Here is a 1681-nt window from a genome sequence, read left to right as displayed (position 1 = left end):
GTGGGCTAGTGGGCTAGTGGGCTAGTGGGCTAGTGGGCTAGTGGGCTAGTGGGCTAGTGGGCTAGTGGGCTAGTGGGCTAGTGGGCAGGAAAGCTTCGCTTTTCCTGCCCACTTTTTAATTAAAAAATTTTTCGCCTAGCGAAAATTTCACCTTAACTGGACCCCTAGCACTCTGGCACTCTAGCACCCTAATATGGTCCCTAGCACACTAATAACCTGGCACACTTAAAATGCAAATTAAAGTGTGCTTTTTCTTTTAAATATTAACATACTAGCTAATATTCCTCCAACAAGACCTCCTAGATGTCCAAAATTGTCTATGTTGGAAATAGATACTCCTATTATTATATTTACTAGTATTACAGATATAATATTTCTTCTAAAATCCTCTCCTATAACTCTTCTCATCTTTATAGACAAAACTAAAGCAGCTCCTAAAAGTCCAAAAATAGCTCCAGAAGCTCCTATAGAAACTTTACTTGAAAATTTATAACTAAAAAAGGAAGACATAATTCCTGATACAAAATATATTAAAAGGAATTTTGATTTGCCATAAGTTCTTTCTATTAAAGGCCCTATGGCATAAAGTGCGTACATATTTAAAGCTATATGCATAAGTCCACCATGTAAAAATGTACATGTGACAAGTCTATAATACTGACCTATATCTATCAGTGGATTAAATTTAGCCCCTAAATAAATTAACACTCTTATATCTATGTCAAATATATTTTCTGAAAGAAATGCACTTATTAAGTACATAAGTATGTTCATAGCTATTAAAACATATGTAATTAACCATTGTTTATTTTTTCTCATATTTCCTCCTAATAAATTATTCTAGCCTAAACCATCTATAGTAATATTAGTAATTTTCAATAAATCTAATTCATTATATGCAGATTCATTATAATCATGGAATACTCTTATAATAGGCCTATCTGGATAACCTGCATTTTGTCCAGAAACATATCCTGATAAACCATTAGATAAAATCACTTTTGACCCTAATGGATAAACAGAAAAAGTATTTCTAAATTTTAAAATCATATCTTCATCAAATGCATTACCACTACCTGCTAATACTAATTCATAAGCTTCATTAGGAGAAAATCTCTTTCTATAGCACCTATCACTACTAACAGCATCATACACATCACAAATGGCAACAATTCTTCCATATTTAGAAATATTATTTCCCATTAGTCCATAGGGATACCCTCTTCCATCTACCCTTTCATGATGCTGTAACACAGTATTTAATACAATATCTGACATATAGAACTTTTTCTCTAATATGTCTTTGCCATATATAGGGTGTTTCCTTATTTCATTAAATTCTTCCTGCGTAAGTCTTCCTGTTTTATTTATAATTCTATTAGAAATTTTAGTCTTACCCACATCGTGAAGCACTGCTCCAGTAGCTAATTCCTTTATTTTGTCTTTTTCAATATTTAAGGAGGCTGCTAAAAAAGTTGCCATTATACTAGTATCTAAGCAATGTATATAAGTATAACTCAACTTTCGCAGGACAAAAAGACTAACTTCTCCTTGATATAACAAGGTAAAGCAGCAATAAAACTATCTATTATTGAGTCAATAATGTCTTTTGAAAGAAGAAGTTTTTCAGTTAATACATTTTTTAAAATATCTATAATAAGATTCATTACTTCACAAAACT

Annotated in this window: 2 protein-coding genes; both read right to left on the bottom strand. The window is 31.6% G+C overall.

The genetic code is table 11. From position 1 onward, the window contains the following. Positions 1 to 237: 237 nt before the first annotated feature. A complete protein-coding gene (locus tag C1715_RS00125; protein WP_102398667.1) occupies positions 238 to 819 on the bottom strand; it encodes a rhomboid family intramembrane serine protease in 582 nt (193 codons plus the stop codon). 21 nt (positions 820 to 840) lie between these two features. Next, positions 841 to 1521 (bottom strand): HD-GYP domain-containing protein, encoded by a 681-nt coding sequence (locus C1715_RS00120; RefSeq protein ID WP_242971853.1) that lies wholly within the window; start codon positions 1519 to 1521, stop codon positions 841 to 843. Positions 1522 to 1681 lie beyond the last annotated feature (160 nt).

Origin of the sequence: Haloimpatiens massiliensis, assembly GCF_900184255.1 — a bacterium.
Lineage (GTDB): Bacteria > Bacillota > Clostridia > Clostridiales > Clostridiaceae > Haloimpatiens > Haloimpatiens massiliensis.
Note: the sequence above shows the minus strand (reverse complement) of the source record. Positions and strands in the feature narration are given on the sequence as shown.